Source organism: Mycoplasmopsis adleri (assembly GCF_045276205.1).
In the GTDB taxonomy this organism is placed as follows: Bacteria; Bacillota_I; Bacilli_A; order Mycoplasmatales; family Metamycoplasmataceae; genus Mycoplasmopsis; species Mycoplasmopsis adleri.
Genome location: NZ_CP174162.1, coordinates 619,599 through 641,485 on the forward strand (window position 1 = coordinate 619,599; position 21,887 = coordinate 641,485).

At 28.0% G+C, this 21,887-nt stretch carries 17 protein-coding genes; 12 read left to right on the forward strand and 5 right to left on the reverse strand.

What is annotated here, in order from left to right:
* Positions 1–5: 5 nt before the first annotated feature.
* The 4 genes from ACJA22_RS02665 to ACJA22_RS02680 form a co-directional block, all read right to left on the reverse strand.
* Entirely contained in the window at positions 6–1,157 is a 1,152-nt protein-coding gene (locus ACJA22_RS02665; protein ID WP_406616737.1) for an MAG3090 family protein, read from the reverse strand.
* Positions 1,158–1,636: 479 nt separating this feature from the next.
* Positions 1,637–3,289 carry an IS1634 family transposase gene (locus ACJA22_RS02670; protein WP_406616738.1) on the reverse strand — a complete coding sequence of 551 codons (1,653 nt, stop codon included), beginning with the start codon at positions 3,287–3,289 and terminating at the stop codon, positions 1,637–1,639.
* A gap of 517 nt (positions 3,290–3,806) precedes the next feature.
* The gene (locus ACJA22_RS02675; RefSeq protein WP_406616739.1) at positions 3,807–4,373 is read right to left on the reverse strand and encodes an MAG0130/MAG3770 family membrane protein; all 567 of its coding nucleotides are present in this window, start codon (positions 4,371–4,373) and stop codon (positions 3,807–3,809) included.
* A gap of 14 nt (positions 4,374–4,387) precedes the next feature.
* Entirely contained in the window at positions 4,388–5,965 is a 1,578-nt protein-coding gene (locus ACJA22_RS02680; protein ID WP_406616740.1) for a potassium transporter TrkG, read from the reverse strand.
* A 144-nt stretch (positions 5,966–6,109) separates the two neighbouring features.
* On the opposite strand from ACJA22_RS02680, the gene ACJA22_RS02685 reads away from it, so the two are divergent.
* From ACJA22_RS02685 to ACJA22_RS02705, 5 genes are all read left to right on the forward strand, one after another.
* A complete protein-coding gene (locus ACJA22_RS02685) occupies positions 6,110–6,775 on the forward strand; it encodes a potassium channel family protein (protein WP_406616741.1) in 666 nt (221 codons plus the stop codon).
* Between the two features lie 251 nt (positions 6,776–7,026).
* Positions 7,027–7,452 (forward strand): division/cell wall cluster transcriptional repressor MraZ, encoded by a 426-nt coding sequence (gene mraZ / locus ACJA22_RS02690; RefSeq protein WP_406616742.1) that lies wholly within the window; start codon positions 7,027–7,029, stop codon positions 7,450–7,452.
* A 1-nt stretch (position 7,453) separates the two neighbouring features.
* Entirely contained in the window at positions 7,454–8,356 is a 903-nt protein-coding gene (gene rsmH, locus ACJA22_RS02695; protein ID WP_406616743.1) for a 16S rRNA (cytosine(1402)-N(4))-methyltransferase RsmH, read from the forward strand.
* A gap of 21 nt (positions 8,357–8,377) precedes the next feature.
* On the forward strand, positions 8,378–9,580 hold the full coding sequence (locus ACJA22_RS02700; RefSeq protein ID WP_406616744.1) for an MAG3720 family protein: 1,203 nt from the start codon (positions 8,378–8,380) through the stop codon (positions 9,578–9,580).
* Positions 9,581–9,600: 20 nt separating this feature from the next.
* A complete protein-coding gene (locus ACJA22_RS02705; RefSeq protein WP_406616745.1) occupies positions 9,601–10,773 on the forward strand; it encodes a cell division protein FtsZ in 1,173 nt (390 codons plus the stop codon).
* Between the two features lie 140 nt (positions 10,774–10,913).
* On the opposite strand, the gene ACJA22_RS02710 is transcribed toward ACJA22_RS02705, so the two are convergent.
* Positions 10,914–13,619: a leucine-rich repeat protein gene (locus ACJA22_RS02710; protein ID WP_406616746.1), complete on the reverse strand. Its 2,706-nt coding sequence runs from the start codon at positions 13,617–13,619 to the stop codon at positions 10,914–10,916.
* 460 nt (positions 13,620–14,079) lie between these two features.
* Between ACJA22_RS02710 and ACJA22_RS02715 the strand changes: the two genes are divergently transcribed.
* The 7 genes from ACJA22_RS02715 to ACJA22_RS02745 all read left to right on the forward strand — a co-directional run bounded on the left by ACJA22_RS02715 (position 14,080) and on the right by ACJA22_RS02745 (position 21,603).
* Positions 14,080–14,247: a hypothetical protein gene (locus ACJA22_RS02715; protein ID WP_406616747.1), complete on the forward strand. Its 168-nt coding sequence runs from the start codon at positions 14,080–14,082 to the stop codon at positions 14,245–14,247.
* Between the two features lie 292 nt (positions 14,248–14,539).
* Positions 14,540–15,226 carry a 16S rRNA (uracil(1498)-N(3))-methyltransferase gene (locus ACJA22_RS02720; protein ID WP_406616748.1) on the forward strand — a complete coding sequence of 229 codons (687 nt, stop codon included), beginning with the start codon at positions 14,540–14,542 and terminating at the stop codon, positions 15,224–15,226.
* 14 nt (positions 15,227–15,240) lie between these two features.
* Positions 15,241–17,184, forward strand: coding sequence for a M13-type metalloendopeptidase (locus ACJA22_RS02725; RefSeq protein WP_406616749.1), 1,944 nt, complete (start codon positions 15,241–15,243; stop codon positions 17,182–17,184).
* Between the two features lie 36 nt (positions 17,185–17,220).
* The gene (locus tag ACJA22_RS02730; RefSeq protein WP_406616750.1) at positions 17,221–17,805 is read left to right on the forward strand and encodes a single-stranded DNA-binding protein; all 585 of its coding nucleotides are present in this window, start codon (positions 17,221–17,223) and stop codon (positions 17,803–17,805) included.
* Positions 17,806–17,933: 128 nt separating this feature from the next.
* Positions 17,934–18,560 carry a uracil phosphoribosyltransferase gene (gene upp / locus ACJA22_RS02735; protein ID WP_406616751.1) on the forward strand — a complete coding sequence of 209 codons (627 nt, stop codon included), beginning with the start codon at positions 17,934–17,936 and terminating at the stop codon, positions 18,558–18,560.
* The gene (locus ACJA22_RS02740) at positions 18,560–19,243 is read left to right on the forward strand and encodes an MPN527 family putative ECF transporter permease subunit (RefSeq protein ID WP_406616752.1); all 684 of its coding nucleotides are present in this window, start codon (positions 18,560–18,562) and stop codon (positions 19,241–19,243) included. The genes upp and ACJA22_RS02740 overlap by 1 nt, the downstream gene beginning before the upstream one ends.
* Before the next feature lie 23 nt (positions 19,244–19,266).
* Complete coding sequence (locus tag ACJA22_RS02745; RefSeq protein ID WP_406616753.1) at positions 19,267–21,603, forward strand: class I tRNA ligase family protein; 2,337 nt, start codon at positions 19,267–19,269, stop codon at positions 21,601–21,603.
* Positions 21,604–21,887 lie beyond the last annotated feature (284 nt).

Genomic DNA, 21,887 nt, shown 5'->3' on the forward strand with positions numbered 1-21,887 from the left:
CCTAATTAGAGTATTGAAGCTAAAGCAGCGATTGAGTAACCAATAACTACTAATGAAGCTATCATAATAATGCATAAAATAACTATAATAAATGCGTTTTTAATTTTTTCTCTTTTAACAGCTGGATCAACATATTGTTCTGTGTAAGCAAACATACTACTTGTTGAAGCATATGGTTGCATGTATCCCATTTGTTGTGTATTAACAGCAGGGTAATTTTGTTGTACAACAGCAGGAGCGTAATATTCTTGTGTTTTGTAAGGATGTTGTGAATAATAGTTTGTTGCTCCTTGTAGTTGTTGTGCAGGGTATGCCAATTGTGATTGGGTTGGGATTTGTTCTTGAACTGGTTCTGGCGCAGGTTCAGTGTAATCTGGTTGAGTTTCTTCAGCAGGTGCTGGTTCAGCAGCTTCTGTAGTTTCTTTAACTTCTTCAGCAGGAGCTGGTTGAACTTCTTCCTTAACTTCTGTTACTTTAGTTACAACAACAGGTTCTTCTGTTTGTGTTTCTGTAGTAGAGACGTCAATTTGTTGTGAATCACTTGCAGCATTACGATTTTTAAGAACTTCAATTTGTCAGTTGATTTCTTCGAAGTTCATTTTTTCTTGACTTAATTCGTCCTTAAGTTTTGAAATTGTTTCGTCTGCAATGTTCTTTTCAGATTGTAATTGTTCAATCTTTTGTTCCAAGTCTGCTTTAATAGAAACAAGGTCAAGATATGAGCTTTTGCCTTTTTTCTTCATTTCTAAATCAGCAGGGAAATATGTTTGAGGATCTGATTCTTGAATGTAGTCAAGATTCTTTAATTCCTCATCAATTGTATCTTGGTAAAAGTGTCTAGTCATAAGGGCTGGGTGAATTTTAAATTCTGAACAGATGTCAGCATATTTTTCTTCACCATCGAAACCGGATACTTTAGGAATGCACATCATGTACTTCTTTGTGCCTTGTTCATTTTCGATACATGCTAATTGACCTCCAAAAATACCTTTGTTATTTTGGAATCAAATGTAACTTTCTCAATCAAAAGATAAGTATCAATTAACAGCATCTTTACGAGTTTTAAAACGAGCTAAATTAGCTTTTACTTTGGGGTGTTTTAACACTCATGGATATTCTTCATTTTTACTATCGTATAGAAGAGTTAATCTTTTCATTGTGTTTCTCCTTGTTAAGCAACTATCCGCGAAGTTGATAAATAAATATGTTTTTGGCTCATTGGTATATATGTTGCTTGTTTATATATTAATATAAATCTTAATATATCTTCAAAAATCCTTTTTCACAAAAAACATTGTTTTATAGTAAAAAAAGTGAAATAAGTGAAAAAAATGATTTTCCGCTTTTGTTGAAAAATCACTTTAAAGACTTTTTTAATATATTTTAATTTATATTCATATTAATATTAATATATAAGAAAATCTAAATTAAAGCCGGGCAAGTAAATGGATTAAAATTGAAAAAACCTTTAAATTAACCCAATAAGGAAAATTAATATATGTATTATATATAAAAACACTAAAATACTAATATTTTTGCCTGTTTTTTATCAAAATTTATTAGTTTTTCCCGAGTTTCCAACTTTTACAATGTAATTTTTAACAACTCATCTGTTTGATGAGCTGTTTTTAATAATTTAAAATTTTAATTCATTTAAAATTCTTAAATATGTTTGATAATCTTGAATTGCTTGATTATTGTTGTCGTTAATAATATATTCTTCACTTTCAATTTTTCCGTCAATAATCTTGCATGTTTTGATTGTTTCTTTTATTACATCTTGTAATTTTTTGATTGTGATTTTTTCATCTACAACACCGAGTTCTTTCAAACCTTTGTTTAAATAATAAATAACAAAATTTAATAAAACAAGAGATAAGAAGCAAAGTACGAAATGACCTTCAATATGCTTTTCACTTCATACATAAATAGGTCTTACAGCTAAAGCACTTTTTAAAGCTCTAAAGTTTGATTCTATTTGTCATTGTTTTGAATATAAATTCACAATTTCTTCAGGTGATAAATCAAATCTAGAGGTTTCATAAGCATAATATCCGTCAAACTTTTCATCTTCGATAATTTTGTCATAGTTAAGTTTGTAATAACCTTTACCACCAACTTTTTCGAAGAATTTAAATTTCTTTTGACCGAACATTACTTGATCATGAACTAGTCCGTCTTTATCTTGTCTTTTAATAAAATTATCGATTAAAATTTGTCTATCATTTTTATCTTTTAATGCTCTTTTTTTACTATATGTTACTACCAATCTTCTCTTGTGTCCGTTTGCTCTTCTATTCTTTCAAAACGAATAAAAAGTAGTTTCTTTATATTTAAAATTATTGTCTCCAAAATAGCCGGATTCATCTATTGCAAAGGTCTTTCGGTCATTTGAAGCCGCTTTTAATCTATAAGATAAAATGTAATCAATATCGTTATCTTCTAAGAATCTTATGTTTCTATTTGTACTCATTCCTCTATCAGCAATGAGTGTTACTTTGTTTAATTCATATTGTGATTTTAAATCCAAAATAAAATTAATAAATGTTGATGCATCAGCAGTGTTCCCTTTGAATAATTTATAGTGAATTGGAATGCCGTTTTCATCTGTTGCTAAACCTAAAACAATTTGATCTTCTTTGAATTTTCCATCTTTAGAATAACCTGGATATCTCAATCCTTCTCTTACAAAACTTTCAAAATATACCGTTGAAGAGTCGTATCAAATAATATCTATTTTTCTATTTTTATCTTTGATCAATGTATCGTTAACACTCTTTAAAATGTTATTTTTATTTTCAGCTAAATAGTCTAAAGTATTATAAAATGTCGTCTTTTCAACTTCTAAATTTATATTGAATTTGTCTTTATTTTTAAAGGATGAAAGCATGCTACCCGGATTTACAATTCTATTTGAAATCATATATTTTAATAAATCATTTAAATACTTGGATTTTGATACTTTAGCATCTTTAAAAGGATTTAATTTTTCTAAGAAACTGTATAACAAATCATATCCATAATTGAACTGTTTTGTTTCAATTTTAACCTTGCTTATATCTAACTCTAATTGTCTAATTATCATATTTCTATCTCAATCAGTATTGTAGTTTTGAGATAGTTTTTTAATTTTTTCTACTGGATCAGAACAATATTTTTCTCATTTTTCAACTGTACCGATACCGATAGATTTCTTATAACCTTTGCCAAATCCTCCTGAAAGTGCTAAAGATAAGTAAGTAGAGTTCTTATTTTTTCTTGAAATTAATAGTCATTTGTCTTTTTTCATATCTTTATTATACCACAAATTACAATGTAATTATGTAAAAAAATAACTTTTTTTTATTTATATATAAATAACACTGAAAAAAGTAATAAAAAAGAGCTCCAACTTGGAAACTCAGGGAAAAAACCTTTAAATTAACCCAATAAGGAAAATTAATATATGTATTATATATAAAAACACTAAAATACTAATATTTTTGCCTGTTTTTTATCAAAATTTATTAGTTTTTTGACGAATAGTACTATAAAATAGGTGTTTTTTGAAAAAATACTTAGGAGTTTCATATTATATTTAATTAATTATTATACTTAATCCTAGTAGTATTGCTTAATACCTTTCTCTATATTCATTTGCTTAATTTCTTAGCATTATTATTGAAAATTTAGATAAATATCGCGCACTGTTTGTACATTTGATTGTATTCTCTGCAAATACCTATTTTCCTTATTTGCCTATAAATTAGACGAAAAAGTAAAAATAAAAATTTCTCAAAGAGAAATTTCGTACATATATATATTATTTATGGCTTCTTTGTTTGATCCTTAGAATAATCATATTCATTGTTTTCGCGTTTAAGTTTTGCTTCAAGATGTTTGATTTCTTTTTCGTTTTCTTTTTCAGCTTCTGAAAGAGAATCTTCATAGATGCTATAATCATCTGAATAACTACTGAGCAATCTAAATAGATAATTTTTGTCTTCTTTGTTAAATCAAAGTTCATTTTTATTTATCATATTAAAAGCATAGGTAGCGACAGCAATATCGAATTTAATTACTCATAAATATGGTTGTCTACTTTTTCAAACATTCTTTTCTTTTTGTAATCCTCTATAAAGAATAAATGATAAATTTAAAAGCTGTAAAAGCGGTCCAACAAATACCATTCAAAGTACAAAGCACACACCAATTAATGCTGTAAAAACAATTATTATTGTGTTTCACTTTCATAATATTAATAGCACAATTGAGGCTACTAAAATAAATAAAAGCATTATTACTCCAAGAAAGAAAATTGGATATAAGAATTTTTTATTTTGTGAATAAGAAGCAAATTTTGCTAGTTTTTCATCTTGTTTGTTTTCATTCATAAATATGCTCCTTTCTAACCAATAGCAACTGATTCTGAAATGTATTCATATTTGTATGCGTAATTCTTTTTACTTGTTCAAATAAGAACGCTACTGCTAATACCAAATTGACCAATGAACATTAAAACACTTAAAGCAATCATTGATGCTATATTTAAATTAGAAGTAATTCCAGTTGATAAACCAGTAGTACCGAAAGCACTGAAAGCTTCAAAGAAGATTTGAGTTGATCCAAAGGTTTCAGCTTCAACTTTACCACCAAATGTACTTAAACTTGACATACAGATAAAACCAACTAATAACACAATCACAATACTAATAGTTGAAACGATTGTACTCATTTTAACTGTTTCACTATCGATTCTTCTTCTAAATGCTCTAACACTCGGACGGTTAAAGATTTTACTAATAATAGTTAAGAATAAGATACCAGTTGTTGTAGTTCTAATACCACCACCAGTAGATGCAGGTGCTGCACCTATAAACATTAAGATACTTAAAACTCATAATGATGGTTGAGTTAAATCGTGCAAGTTAAACGATGAGAAACCAGCACTTCTTGTTGAAAGAGTTGTAAAGAATAAGGCTCAAACTCTTTGTGCTTTATTACCATAAAGATCATAATTGATATCGGTATTTAAGAATACATTTTGTTTAGCGGCTGCTTCAAAGCTAGCTAAGAAGGTAAAACCTAAAACGGTTGTAATTAAATAAGTTGAAACAGAGATTTTTGTAAATAAGCTTCAGGTATAATGTTTATCTTTATTCTTACTTTTTGTTCTAATGAAATTAAAGAAGTCATGAATAACAGGATAACCAATTCCACCAATTACAAATAAAACGATAAAGATAACTTGTAATCCATAATTTGAGTAATATGGTAATAATGAATTATTTCCAATAATATCAAAACCAGCATTATTTAAAGCACTAATTGAATGGAAGAAACCATATCTAAAGGCTAAGTCTCAATTATGTTGAGGACTAATAAATTCATTTGTAACTTGTTTGCCTGATAATAAATCAATGAATTGACTACCATTAGTAGCTCCAGGCGTTACATAATAAAAGTAGAATGTTAAACCGAAACTTGAGATTAATAATAAAGTTAATAAGAAGATAATCGAATCGACAATCATTTTTTTAGTTTTGAAAAAGTCGCTATTTCCTCTTTCGTGGGCTACAAGCTCGACATCACTTAAGCTTGTTCTTCCTCTTAAGAAGATAACATTAATTAAAAAGATTTTTAAAGCGAAAATTCCAAGTCCACCTATTAAGATACAAAACGCTATGATAGCCTGTCCAAACATATTCCATGCGATATAAGTTGGATGCGATACTAAACCGGTATCACTAAAAGCGGAGCACACTGTGAAAAAGGCGTCTCAAAAGCTTATTTTATGATCTTTGGTATAGGTTAAATTATGTGTGATTGAACTATTTAAAAATAATGTGAAAATTATAACAACTATTAAATATGTTAATAGTATATATTTAACCTTCGTACCGTTTTTAGTTCAAGCTCAAAGCTTTCTAAAAAAGGTACCTATTTTACTATTTCTTCATCAACGTGATATTTTGTTCGATTTCATAAAATGTCTTTCTTTATTAAATATGAGATTATCATACTATAATATACCATTATATTATATATAGCAAAAAATAGTAATTGAACACTTTTGGCGTTTAATTCAAAAGTGTGGTAATACTATATAATTAAATAATAAGGAGATAAAATGAAAAAACAAAGTCAAGACATCTGTATTATTGGAGCCGGAAGATTTGGCTCAGCCGTTATTAACCAACTTGCTAAAATGAATAAATCATTATTGGTCATCGATAAGAATGAAGAACTACTTAACGAGTTCATTGATGTAGCTCAAAAAATCGTTGTAGCTGATGCCGCTAATATGAAAAGCTTAAAAGCTTTAAATATTCAAGAAATGGATACAGTAGTTGTTGCTGTACCTGACAACATTGAAATCGTAGCTGCTTTATTAGAACTTGGAGTTAAAAATATTATTGTTAGAGCACAAACTAAAAGACATGCTCGTGTTTTAAAACAAATTGGAGTTAGTACAATTATTCAACCTGAATATGAAGCTGGTGTTCGTACTGCTTTAATTGCTTCAAACCACAACTTTATTAACTTTAGTCAAAACCTTCAAGAAATCGGTGGCGGGTTCGTAATGGGAACGACTGTACTTAATAATATTAAGTACGAAGGTAAAATTATTAAGGATATTCGTTTGTATGATAAAGGTGTAAGTGTCGTTTTAATTAAAAGAGGAGCCCAAAATATTCTCCCTAGTGGTTTAACAACTTTAGTAAAAGGTGATTTATTAACTTTGATCGGTAAAGTTGAAGATGTTACTGACGTTTTAGGAGAATTAAATAAGTAATTTTTCCCCACTTTCACACCCTTAAAAATTTCCAAAAATAATGTGAAACAAAATTTTAGTCAAAAAATTAGCCAAAAAGTGAGCTTTTAGACCGTAAACAAGTCGAAAGTTCACTTTTTCATTTTTTTGCCTTGTGGAACATTTTCACATAGCCATAAAAAATACAAAAATTTTATGATTTTTAGTGCCTTTTTGTTTCATTATTCATTTAATAAAATGTATAATAGTGGTGGATAGTGGAGGAAAGTGGAATGTACGGAACTTTTAATCGGAATGTTGATGAAAAAAATAGAGTTGCGATACCAGCGAAACTGCGGGACAGTTTAGGTTCGAAATTCTATATGACCATCGGACTAAGCGGAGTGATTGAATTAAGAAGTGAAGCTGAATACAACATATTCGCTGAAAAACTTCTTAGTCAAAGTCAATTTAGCACAAATGCTAGAATGCTCCAAAGAGCATGACTTGGAAATACTCAAGAAATTGAATTAGACTCTCAATCACGTTTTATTATTCCAAAACAATTCTTGCTTAAAGCCAATATCCAAAAAGAAGTAGTTTTAATTGGAGTGGGTAATCTCATTGAATTATGAGCTGCTGATGAATATGAAAACTACTTGTCTAGTGTAACTGATGAAAAACTTGAAGAAGCAGCTTTAAAATTAAGCGAAAAATAAAATGAAGAATGAACACATTCCAGTTTTATTAAATGAAACAATCGATGCTTTAAAAATTAAACCTGACGGTATTTACGTTGATTTAACTTTAGGCATGGGTGGTCATAGTAGCTTAATTTTAAAACACCTTACAACTGGGAAATTAATTGGTTTCGACAAAGATGCTTTTGCGATAGAAGAAAGTCGCAAACGTCTATCAAAAATCAATTCGAATTTTTATTTAATTCATTCTGACTTTCAAAATATAACAAGTGAATTAGCCAAAATAAATATTCACCAAGTTGATGGTATCATCGCTGATTTAGGAATTTCAAGCCCACAAGTAGATAACACTGAACGTGGTTTTAGTTACAACAAAGACGCTAGACTAGATATGAGAATGGATCAAAGTCAAGAACTTGATGCTGACTATGTCATTAACAATTATCAAGAAGCTGACTTGATTAGGATCATGAATAATTACGCTGAGGTAAAGCTTGCAAAACAAGTTGCGAAGGCCATCATTCAAAACCGTCCTATTCATTCGACTTTAGAATTAACTGATGTCATTAGGAATGCTTATCCTGCTAAACTTGTGAAATTAAAAAATCCATGTAAGGCAGTTTTCCAAGCTATTAGAATCGAAGTAAATCATGAATTTGATTCTATTCAAAGTATGCTAAGTCAAGCTATTAAATTATTAAAAAAAGACTCGTCGTTAGCCATTATATCTTTTCACTCTTTAGAAGATAGAATTATCAAAAACTTTTTTGGTAATTTAATTAAAAACAAATTACCATCAAAAATGCCTGTTAATGAAGTAAAGGATTATAGTGTGAAAGTTATTAATCCTAGCAAACAGGAAGAAGAAGCTAATAAACGTAGTCGTAGTGCTAAATTAAGAGTTTTAACAAAATTAATCTAATTAAAATAAAAGGAGGAAATCATGAAAAAATATTATGCGACATTCTTGCTAAATGAAACTAATATTTCATTCAAAATGCTTGAAGAAACTGAAGAATTATATGCTACAGTTTGACAAAAGCAAATTGATCTAACTCCTAATAATTTTAAAAATGTTGAAACCTTAATTGAAGAAACTCAAAATTATCTTTATTCAAAACTTAACAAAAAGAAAAAAGATGAATATAGAGTTTATTATTCAATGATAATTAGCGATATGTTAGCCAAAAAGAACCGTGTTTCTCTAAAACAAAATAAATATGAATACGTCTTAGTTGACAATGTTGCTAATGATAAAATTTTGAAAAAAATTAATAGCGCTAAACCTGAAAACTGAAATCCAAACGACGCCATTTTAAAGGCACAAACATTCTTATATGAGCTTGATAATTCATTAGGTGAAACGAAGCGTTATGCTGAGTTTCCTAAAGATCGTAATGGTTTAGAATTAAGAGCTTATAAATCATATTTATGTTGTCCAAAAGATACACTTGTCGTAAAGATTTTAGATATATTTAAGGCTAAAAAAATTACATTTAACAAGATTTTACTCGAAACTCAAAGTATCTGTGCTGAAAAGAATGATGACAAGGTAAAATTAATGGTTAATTTTACATGAAGTCATTTAACCTCAATAGCATCTATCAATAATAATGCTTATTTATTGAACTCATACCTTCTCGACGAAAAGAAGTTTAAAAAAGGTTTAAAAGATTTTAACGATAGCTTTGCTATGATGCAAATTAAGATTAGTGCTTTATTAAAAAGCTGAAAATACTTTTCAAGTTTGCAACATAACACTGAAGATGCTAAAATTTTTAAATACATGCAAAACGTTGTCGATAATTCAATTCAAAAGCTTTATAACGATAATAAACAATTGGGTTTAGACTTTAGTAATTTAACGGTAATTTTAAGCGGTGAAAACTGCGACTTTTTTACTCACAGATGAAAGACTTTATATCCAAATGTTAAGATTGTAGTTATTGATCAAAGCGAAGCTAAAATGAATAACTTACCATTAAGCTTTTTAGGCTCTACTTTAATCTTAAGTAACTTCGAACTTAAAAATCACAATCTCGGCAATACAATCGATACTGTTCCTACTAATAAAAATAAGATAGTGAGCTTTTTCAAGAAAATCTTCCCTATTAAAAAACCTAATATGCAAAATAATCTTTCTTAAAAATAAAGGAGATGATAATTATGTACGATAATCTAAATGAAGACGATATCATAACTGAAGCTGATAGTGATAATTTCAATGACTATGGTGTAAGACTTAAAGTGATTGGGGTTGGTGGGGCTGGCAACAATGCTTTAAATCATTTATACAATGATAAGTTCAAAGAAAATATTGAATATTGAGCTTTCAATACTGATAAACAAGCTCTATTTAAAAATAAATGTACAAATAAACTTGCATTAGGTAATGATCAAAGAGGATTTGGAACCGGTGGAGATCCTAAAAAAGGTGAACAAGCTGCTAATGAAAGCACTGATAAAATTAGAGAAATATTAGCTAACACTGATATGTTAATTTTAACAGCAGGCTTTGGTGGTGGAACTGGTACAGGAGCTACTCCAGTAATATGTAAAATTGCTAAAGAGTTAGGTATCCTTACTCTAGCAATTGTAAACACTCCTTATAATTATGAAGGTAAGGAAAAAGAAAGAATTGCTTATGCCGGTATTGAAGAACTTAAGAAATATGTTGATTCATATGTCTTAGTTTCTAACCAAAAAATGTGTGAAATTTATGCGGATATAAACTTTATTGATGCGAATAAAGCTTCAAATGTAATTTTGAAAAATGCTATTGATATAATTTATGAAATTTTATATAAACCAATTGATATTAATATAGACTTTAATGATTTAAAAAATGTCTTAACTAATGGTAAGGAAGCAATCATTACTTACCACAAGAGTTCAGGTAAAGATAAAATTCTTAAAGCAACTACTGGTGCGCTTACAAATCAACTTTTTGATAATGACATTAAAAGCTGTTCAAAGATGTTAGTTTGCTTTAGTTTTGATTCTAAAGTAACAATGGCTGCAATTAATGAAGCAACTAATGAAATTAACAAAGCTTTTGGAGCTAAGAGCGATCTAATTCAAAAGAAAATTGGGGTTTCAGTAAATGCTTCAGATGACCGTGCTGACTTCTTTGCAACAAGTATTATTGCAACAGGTATTAATGATGAATCACAAATACATTCTGGTTTAATTGGAAGCTATTTCAATGAAGATTCTAAATCTGATTCGAACATAGCTTCAGGCGGAACAGATGAATTTAATTCGTCTAATACTATTCTTGGTAATAATATGAACACTGAAAAATATATTGGCGATCAAACACCTGACTTTTGAACATAATAATTTAATAGTGGGTCACATTTATATGTGGCTCTTTTTTTTATTGCATTATTTACCTTATTTGACTGTTTAATAGACTAATTAGGAAAAATTCGAAATACAAAAAACACAGCGGTTAAACTGTGCTTTTCTTTTGGTTTTTATTTTTGTAAATTAGATCCATCAAATGTTGATCATTCATTTTCTTGATATTTTACTTTTGATTTATCGTAATCAAATTTTTCAATTTTATGACAGCCTTTAAAGATATAATTACCTAAAAATGTAAGATGATCTGTACCAGTAATTTCAGTTAAGTCAGGATTGTCTTCAAACGCATAAGCTTCTATTCTTTCAACATCACTTAAATTTACTTTAGTTAACTTAGCATTTTTGAAGGCTCCATAGCCAATTGCTTTAATGCCTTTTGCAATTGTAATATCACCGCCAGCACCTTTATATCCTATTAGCTTGCCACCAAATAGATAAAAGCCATCTTTAGGATATATAAGATGTTCTGATCCTGATGATAATGGACTGTTAATGAAATCAACAACTTTAGGCATTTCTGCTGTTTCTAATGATGGAAGATTTGTTAAGGCATTTCCAGAGCTAACTTTTGTAACTTCATTACCGATAATCTTTTTAAGAGATTTCAAACCATTTAACATCTCTGAACTAATTTCGGTGATTTTACCTAAATTAATTTCTTCAAGTTCTTTAAATGATTGATCTTCAAGATTTTGATTTTTGAATAAATTATTTGATCCTACTCCTAATTCTCCAAAAAGGTATTTAACATTCTTTAAATCAATCTTTTTAATTGGACTAGAATATCATTCAATAAAGTTGTCTTCTGCTAAATATTCAACATTATTCATGTCGATAGTTTCAAATGCGTTATACTTTAAAACACCACCACCAACTGATATAACTTTATCTGGGAATTTATAATCTTTTACATTAATTTTTGGTGAATCAGGATCCATTGCAATAACTGTTTTACCAATCATGATTAAACCATCAGAATCAAATGTTTCAAAGTATTTTACACGATCGAAACTAGATCTATTGTAAACACCAGATTCTACATAAATAACATTAGGTGTATCAATAGTTGTTAATTCTTTGTTGCCAATAAAGGTACGAGCTAAAATCTTTTTTAGCTTATCGCCTTTAATTGATTGAAGTTTTGTTAAATCTGCTAGTGATTCTCTTCCTAATACTTCAACATTAGTTAATTCAATAGTTTCAACTTCTTTATTGTTTTCAAAAGCTGTTTTATTAAGTTGTGTAGCTTCTTTAGGCATAACTATATTCTCTTTATTAACTCATTCAACGCTAACAACTACGCCATTTTTTAAAGTATAAGTATTTCCATCAGTGCTTGTATATTTAAGAGGTCTATTGATATATTCATCTTTAGTCATAAAGCCTCAAACAGATTTGGTACCAATATATTGAATTCCATCAAGTGTTAATTTAACTTTAACCTTAACATATCTTTCATGTTCTTGAGCATTAGTTTCTAATATTTCGATTTTAAGATTCTTTTCGTTTCCATTATAAACATATTCAAGATCTTTAGGCATTACATCACAAGCTGCATGTTCAAATCCATAATCTTTAAGAGGTTTAATTTCTACATACTCTGTTAATATTTCTCTTAACTTCGATTGTGAAGTAGTAAGGAAACCTGTCATTACATATTCAAATAATGGTGAAATTTCACCAGTAGTAGCATTTTCTAAACGATATTTAACAATCAATGTTCCCATTTTGTCGTTCGGAATAAGTGATCCATGTCCAGAAATTTCAATAACAACTTCAATTTCATTACTTCCCTCTACATATAATGTGTCAGGCAATACAAAATATTCTGAAGGTAATGAATCCTCTTTATTATTATATGGATTAATTTCCTCTTTTATTTTATCCGTGTATTGTGACCAATCAATTGAATTAGTAACAGTTCTCATATTTGTAAGTTTAATTTCCTTAATACCTGAAGTCAATGAATCTTTCGTTAAAACATATTGTATAGTTAATTCACCTTTATCATCATCTGGAATTAAAAAGCTTTGACTCAAGATACGCGCTTCAAACTTATTAGAAGATTTATCTACTAAGTGAATTTGTTGTCAATCAACACTTAATGGGAGTTCTCGTCTTAATTCATCAGCATTTTTAATAACAACTTCAGCTTCATTTCATGCAACAGTAGATGGATTAAATCCAGGTATTTCATATATTTCTTCTTTAGTACGTGAACCGAAAGTTAATAAATATTTTATTTTTAATACAGTTCCATCTTTATCTGTAGATAAAATTGAGAATTGAAAATCTTTATTTTTAGCTCCATAGTCTAAAAAATCATCAATATTATCAAAACCAATTTGATCTATTGTAAAATCTGAAGCTTTCTTATTATCTTTAAATTCAAAAAATACTTGAGCATCATTTCAATTTATTTCTTTAAAACCAGTAAATTCTTTTGTAAATTCTTTAGTTTCATTTCCTTTAGATAATTCATATGAAACAATAACTTTGTTATTTTCAATTTTAATGTCTTTAATTGTTCCTTTGAACCCATTAGCTACCGAAATTTCAAAGTCGTTTTTTGAAACTTCATCGATATATAAATCTTTAGGTTGTTTGTTATTTTTAATTGTTATATTTGCTTTCGCATCATCTCAGTTTATTTTATCTGTTTCACTTGAGGTTCCACCTGAGTTTCCCCCTGTGTTGCCACCTGAATTTTGACCGCCATTAGGGTTATTATTGTCAGATGTTTTATTGCAAGCGGAAGCAACAAGAGGTAAGAATGTAGCAATTCCCGCTAAATTTAATAATCATTTCTTTTTCATGGTTTTTCTCCTTTTTTATTTATAAACAAATTATACAACATTATAAATGTATAAAAACAACTTTTTTATAGGAACAAAATCACTATTTGGTAGTGTTAAAATATGAAATTATTAGATTAAAACTCTTGAACTAAAACTTGAATTTTTTAATCAATTTTTAAAGCAATTAATATAAAATAACTACTTATGAAATCAAACGTAAAAAAATTTATATTTAAAATAAAACTAACATTTGGAATAAGTGCTTTAATAGCTTTATTCATTTCAGTAGGGTTCTTTTTTTGGCTTAGCATTTTTAAAAAATAAAGACTGGTCGAAAGTTCTTACTTCGCTATGTTCTTCATTTTTAGGTTTAGCTTTCATATTTGGTGTTTTATTTATTTGTTCGTTTCTATTAAAATATAGAGAAATAAAACTAGATAATTGTACTATTGGTATTTATTCAGGTTTTAGTAAATTAATGCTCTCGGTTGATGATGAACTAAAAAAGATTACACCTCATGGTGGTTTGTGATCTCCAACTCGTAGATTAATTTATAAAAATAAAGATATCGATATTGATGTAACAGTAAATAGACTTACAAATGCTTTTTATATTGCATTAAACGACAAATTTATAAAATTATAATCGAACATTTTATTACATATTTATGAGAGAAAGTTAAAGGGCTTCTCTCTTTTTTATTCTATTTTATAGTTGTTTTTGGAAAAATATAATTCGTTATAGCATCTTTACTTTAATTAGTTAAAAGCAAATAATAGTTGGTAATCTTTATGATTTAAATTAAGCTTTTTTCAGCATTCTGAATAAAATCTAATCGTATCATTTTGCCTTACTATGTGCTGAACTTATTCATATTTTTTTCACATATAATACCAAAATCACTAATTTAAATTATAATTTAAACATAATATTAAATATGAAAGGTGAAATGCATAGATTTTTTGTCGATAAAAAAGAGGATAATTACTTCATTTTGAATGATGAAACATTAAATCACATTAAAAGTGCTAGATTAGAAAAAGACCACTTTTTATGTAATTATGAAGGTCAATTTTATGAATGTTTTTTGGAAAATAAAAAAGCAAAAATAGTTCAAAAAGAAGATATTTTTCATGAATATAAAAATGAAGTGATTTTAGCTGCTCCAATTATAAAAATAAAGCGGTATGAATGACTATTACAAAAAGCAGTAGAACTTGGAGCAACTAAAATTATTCCAATGAATACAAAATTTACTGATCAAACTTTAGTTAAATATGACTTAAAGAAAAAAGAAGATAGATTTAAAGAAATTATTAAAAATGCTGCGGAACAAAGTTTTCGAAATGTAATACCTGAATATTCAAATATTATGACTTTGAGCGAGATTTTAACTCAATATAAAGACTATACAAAATACTTAGCTTATGAAAATGAAGATACACAAAACCAAATTAAACAACTAAAAACAAATTCAATTATTATTGTAGGACCTGAAGGTGGTTTTTCAAAAGAAGAAGTTGAACTAGCTAAAGAAAATGGCTGTTTAATAGTATCTTTAGGAAAATTTATCCTGCGTGCTGAAACAGCTTGTTTATATATGCTATCTAATATAAGAGAATAAAAAAGGAGAAAAACATGGCAACAATTAAAGATAACAAAAACAAAAAAGTAAGTTTAAAAGATGACTTTTATGAAGCAATAAATTATGAATGAATTCAAAAAGCAAAAATTCCAGCAGACCGTGGATCAACTGGTTCATTTTATGAAATGGCTATTAAAAATGAAAAAGCATTAATGAAAGAAACAACAGAATTAATTGAAAAACTAAATGTTAAAAATGCTATTCAAGATAATACTATTTTGAACTATGTGGAATTTGCAAACATGACAAGAGATTTTGAAAAAAGAGAAGAATTAGGTGTTAAACCTTTAGTGCCATACTTAAAAAGAATTCTTGAAATTAGAAATCTTAATGACTTATTAGAAAAATATGAATACTTATTTAATAGAGGCTATCCATTACCTTTTGAATTTGGAATTGGACAAGATTTTAAAAACTCGGATGATCAAATTTTAATGTTTGCTGGACCTGAATTAATCTTTCCTGAAAAATCATATTATGATGATGCTAATCCAATGAAACCAATTTTATTAACAGCATTTAGAAAAATGTCTGAAAAATTGTTAAGTTTTTATTTTGATGATAAAGATAAAAATCAAAATATTATTAATGAAGCATTAAATTTTGAATTTAGTTTAGTTGAGTATAGTGCTAGTGCTTTAGAAATGTCTAACTATATAAGTTTATATAATCCATATGATTATGATAAATTCTTAAAATCTTCAAAAAATATTAATTACAAGCCAATTTTAGAAAAACTTGTTAATAAACAAACAATTGAAAAAATCAATGTTTATTATCCAAAATTCGCAGATAACATTGATAAATTAGTGAATGAAGATAATTTTAAAAATATTAAATCATGAATGTTTTTAAAAATGATTATTCGTTATTCAAGCGCTTTAAATGAAGAATCAAGATTAATTGTTAGTGAATTTAATAGAGTTATTAGTGGTCAAGCTAAACCTTCAAGTAAACAAAAAGCAGCATTTTACTTGGCTTACAACAAATTTAACATTCCTTTTGGAACTTATTATGCTAAAGAACGTTTTAGTGAAAAAGCTAAAAAAGATGTTGAAGAAATGATTCAAAAAATGATTAATATCTATAAAGATAGACTCTTTAATAATGACTGATTAAGTTCAGCAACCAAAATTAAAGCTATTGAAAAACTTTCTGCCTTAGGTGTTCATGTTGGTTACCCAACTGAAATTCAAAGTTATTATAGTTCTTACAAAATTAAGAATTATAAAAAAGGTGGCAACATTATTAGCAACTTAATTGATATGAATATGACATTTGCTAAATATGAAATGGCTAAATATAAACAATCTGTAAATAAGAATTTATGAGGTATGTCACCCGCTGAAGTTAATGCTTACTTTAATCCTTTTATGAACCATATTGTTTTCCCTGCAGCTATTCTTGATAAACCTTTTTACTCTATAAAACAATCAGAATCGGCAAATTATGGTGGCATTGGTGCTGTTATCGCTCATGAAATAAGTCATGCTTTTGATAATAATGGAGCTCAATTTGATGAAAAAGGAAACTTGAATTCATGATGAACTAAAGAAGACTTTAAAACCTTTAATCAAAAAGCTCAAGCTATGGTTGAACTCTTTGATAATAAAGAAACAGAATTTGGCAAATGTAATGGTAAATTAACAGTTTCAGAAAACATCGCAGATGCTGGTGGTATCTCTTGTGCTTTAGAAGCTGCACGAGCTAATAAAGATTTTAATGCTGTTGATTTCTTTAATAACTGAGCTGAAATTTGAAGAGGTAAATTCAAAAAAGAAACTGCTCAAATGCTTTTACTTAGCGATGTCCACGCACCAGTTAAACTTAGAGCTAATTTACAAGTTCAAAATCTAGATTTATTCTATGAAACTTATGATATTAAAAGCAGTGATAAAATGTGATTACCTAAAGCAAAAAGAGTCAAAATTTGATAAAATTTAATTAATAATTAAATTAAATAAAGGAGCAAGATGAATTACAACAAATCATTTATTATTGGTAGATTAACTAAAGATCCTAGAATTGCTAAAACTAGTTCAGGCATTTCATATTTAAGAGGATCAATTGCAGTTAATAGAAGTGTACCTAACAACGACGATGTAACTGACTTTATTCCATTTGTAGCTTGAAGATCAAATGCAGAATTTATAGCTAACTATGTGCCTAAAGGCTCACTTGTAGCACTTGAAGGTCCAATTATCACAACAAGTAGAGAAGTTAATGGACAAACAATTAACAGTTTTGAAATTAGAGCTGACTTTATTATTCCACTTGAAAATGCTCAAGTTAGAGAACAAAGAAGAATGCAAAATGGTGGCGAAAATACTCAAACTATGACTATTTCACAACCAAATTACAATTCTAACTATCAACAAAAAGGTCAACAAACTGCTAAAAATCAACAATTCCAACAAAATATTGCATCACAACAATGAACTCCAACTAGCGAAGTTCCATTAGATGATGATACTAAATTTACTGGCGAACCAGGTCCAACAAGTACTCCAAATGCAAAACATGAAATTAATTGAATCAAAGACGATGATGATGAATAATGATTAAGTAACCTTATATGGTTACTTTTTTCATATTTTTTACATTCATATGCCTTTTATGACATGAAACGATAAAATAAGGTATTATTAATATATTAATAATAAATAATAAAATTAGGAGAGCAAATATGTTACATGTTTTAGAACATCCTCTCATTAAAATTAAATTAACAAATATGAGAGATAAAAATGCTGATCATTCAGTGTTCCGTAAAAACCTTAATGAAATTGCTTCTTTAATGGTTTTTGAAATCTTAAGAAATTATCAAAGTAAGAAAAGAACAATCACAACACCTTTAAATCAAAAATATGAAGGCTATACTTTTGATAAAGAAATAATTTTTGTACCTATTTTAAGAGCTGGTTTAGGAATGGTTGATGGCTTGCTTAACCTAATTCCTGAAGCTAAAGTAGGACACATCGGTATGTATCGTGATGAAAAAACTCATAAACCACATGAATACTTTTATAAATTGCCAGTTGTTCCTAAAGATAGCTATATTTTTGTAGTAGATCCAATGTTAGCAACCGGTAATAGTGCTGTGGATGCTATCCAAAGACTTAAAAAGGATGGCTTCACTAACATTAGTTTAGTATGCTTAGTAGGCGTTAAAGAAGGTGTTCAAAATGTCGAAAAACAATTTGGAAAAGACTTTGATATTTACTTAGCAGCTCTTGATGAAAGACTTAACGAACATAAATATATTGAACCAGGTTTAGGCGATGCAGGAGATAGAATTTTTGGTACAAAATAATGTCTAAAATTTATTATTCGAAGCAAACTACCTATAAAATAGCTTTAAGCGGAATTTCACTAGCTATAGCATTAGTGCTTAATTTCTTTTGCTCTAAGTTTTTAACATTCCCTTTAGCATCATTTTTAAAATTTGATTTTTCACTAACTGTTGTAGCAGTTCTAGCTTTTTGAATTGGACTGCCTTATGCATATATAGTGATCCTAATTTTATTCGCAATTAGTCCAAGTTATGGCTCGTTAGGTTATAGCTTAATTGGAGTCTTAGGACATTTTATTTTAGCTTGCGCGCAGCTGATTTTTGTATCCTTGTTTTATTTATTTTCATTATTTTTTAAAAAAATACATGTTAAAAACATAAATTGATTAATTCTAGAATTATTTTTAGCAACCGTATTAGCTACTTTAATTTTGTTATTTATTAACACATTTTTATTTACGCCTTGATACTTTAAATTGTTTAATACTTTAGGCAATGAGCCTGCAACTTATCAAAGCATGATTAAAAATTGAGACAAAATTAGAGGCTTATTTTTAAATGTAGATAATTACTTCTTAGGTACTTTTATAATTTATGGTAGTTTTAATTTAATTAATCTTATATTAAATTCTATATTTACATTTATAATATTAAAATTAAATAAGAAAAATAATTACATTATGCAAAGTGCCCAATTATTTTAAGGTTATTTATTAAAGGAGTTAAGATGTCAAAATACAACCCAAGCGAAATTGAAAAGAAATGACAAGCTTATTGAGAAGAAAATGATTATTATGAACCTTTTGCTGATCATAAATTACCTAAAAAGTATATCTTAAGCATGTTCCCTTATCCCTCAGGCAATATCCATATGGGACATGTTAAAAACTATACTTTAGGTGATGCTTTATCACGTTTTTACCGCCGTAAAAACTTTAACGTTTTATACCCATTTGGTTGAGACGCTTTTGGACTTCCGGCTGAAAATGCGGCTATAAAACACCAAATTCACCCTAGGGATTGAACCTACAAAAATATCGATGCAATGAATTCTAATTTTAAAGAATTAGGACTTTCATTTGCTTGAAAATATGAATGTATAACTAGTGATGAAATCTATACAAAATGAGAACAAGAAATCTTTATCAAGATGTGAGAAAAAGGTTTAGTATACCGTAAAAAAGCTTTATTGAACTGATGTGAAAAAGACCAAACAGTTTTAGCCAACGAACAAGTTGTTAATGGTTTATGTTGAAGATGTGATGAACCAGTTGTACAAAAAGAAATGGAACAATACTACCTTAAGATTAGATCATATGCTAAAGAATTACAAGATGATTTAGAACTTCTTAGAACTCACTGACCTGATAAAGTTTTAAGCATGCAAAGAAACTGAATAAATTACGAAAATGGTTATGAAACAAACTTTTTAGTAAAAAATGATAAGGTAAAAAGCACCATTAATATTTTCATTAAAGGCGTTGGAGAATTAGATAACATTGACTTTTTAGTAGTCAGTGCTAACCATGATTTAGTTGATGAATTAATTAAAAATAAAATGTTAAACACTAAAGAAATCAAACAAATTAATGAAATTAAAATTGCTGCTGTTAATAAAAACTTTGCTAATAAATTATGTGTTAAATTACCAGTAGAAATTTATTTAGAAAATAATGAAACTAAATTATTCAATGTTTATGTTTCTGACTTTGCTTCGCTTGGAGTTAAAAACAATGCTCTTTTAATTGATACTGAAAAATTACAAAGCTATGCAAAATTTGCTGAAGCTAACAAAATTAAAATTTCAAGACAAACTAATAAATTTGACTTAAGCAAACTTAAAGAAACTAATAGAATCAACATGCAAGATTGAGGTATTAGTCGTCAAAGATATTGGGGTGCTCCAATTCCTATGGTTCATTGTGATAAATGTGGAATTGTGCCTGAAAAAATTAGTCATTTACCAATATTATTACCTAGAAAAGTTGAATTCACTGGTGTTGGTAATCCTTTAACAACTAACAAAGAATGAATGAAAACTAAATGTCCTAAATGTAATGGTGCTGCAACTAGAGAAACTGATACATTTGATACTTTCTTTGAATCATGTTGATATTTCTTACGTTATACTTGTCCACCTGAATTAAGAGAAAAAGTGGCTTTAGATAAAAAATCTGTTGAATACTGAAATTCAGTTGATGAATATATTGGTGGAATTGAGCACGCTATCTTACACTTACTTTATGCAAGATTTTTCACAAAAGTAATGGCTGATTTAGGTTATATTAACTTTAGAGAACCATTTAATAACCTATTAACTCAAGGAATGGTACTTAAAGATGGTTCAAAAATGTCTAAGTCAAAAGGCAATACTGTTGACCCGATGGACTTAATTAATAAATGTGGTGCTGATACAGCTAGATTATTTATTCTATTCGCTGCTCCTCCAACTAAAGAACTCGAATGATCAGATGATGGTGTTGAAGGTTGCTTTAGATTTTTAAATCGTTTATATGAAAAAGCTACATCAATTAAAGCTGATAAAGACTTTAGAAATTTTGATAAAGATAGCTTAAATGAAAATGAAAAAGAAGCTAGAATGAAGCTTTATCAAGCTCTTATTAAGCAAGAAAATATTTATAACGATCGTCGTAATGAATATGCTTTTAACACTTTAATCGCTTGAATCATGGAAGTATTTAATGCCTATGAAAAAGTCGAAAACGAAAAATTATGACTAGAATTTTTCTATGTAGCTTTAAACATACTTGAACCTTTTGCCCCTCATATTGCTTGAGAATTAAGTGATAAATTATTTAATTTAGAAAACTTAAAAGATTTTACAATTGATGAAAATGCTCTTGTTGTTGATTCAGTAATTTACGGTATTACAGTTAATGGTAAAATCAGAAGTCAAATTAAAATTTCAACCAAGGATAATAACGAAGAATATGTTTTAGCTAAGGCTAAAGAAGCAGTCACTAAATGATTAGAAGGTGCTGTAATTCTTAAACAAATTTTTGTACCTAATAAAATTGTTAACTTTGTAATTAAACAAAAATAATGAATAAAATTAAGCGTTTTTCCTAATTTATTACACAATTTAGCTAAAAATAACGAATTTGAAATAAAAATTTAGCAATTAACCTAAAAGAGTGCTAAAATATTTATATTATATATATTTATAGAATGGAGGAGTTACTATGCCAAAAAAAGGAACTCAAAAATCTAGTGTTATTAAAACAATTGATAAATTTATCTTCTTAGATATTAATAGACAATATCCAGCAGAAAAACAATTCAATCCAACCTATAACACTAAACTCTTAAAAGACAGTCAAGAAGTAA